Annotated in this window: 1 rRNA gene; it reads left to right on the top strand. The window is 59.7% G+C overall.

Annotated elements, in window-relative coordinates:
* Positions 1-216, top strand: a 23S ribosomal RNA gene (locus C493_RS22435); the annotation flags it as partial.

Genomic DNA, 216 nt, shown 5'->3' with positions numbered 1-216 from the left:
GACCCCCAAGGGGAAGCGAAGACCCTATAGAGCTTTACTGCAGGCTGTCACTGAGACGTGGTCGCCATTGTGCAGCATAGGTAGGAGCCATTACACAGGTACCCGCGCTAGCGGGCCACCGAGCCAGCATTGAAATACTACCCGATGGTGACTGCGACTCTCACTCCTGGCGGAGGACACTGGTAGCCGGGCAGTTTGACTGGGGCGGTACGCGCT

Source organism: Natronolimnohabitans innermongolicus JCM 12255 (genome assembly GCF_000337215.1).
Taxonomy (GTDB): Archaea; Halobacteriota; Halobacteria; order Halobacteriales; family Natrialbaceae; genus Natronolimnohabitans; species Natronolimnohabitans innermongolicus.
Note: the sequence above shows the minus strand (reverse complement) of the source record. Positions and strands in the feature narration are given on the sequence as shown.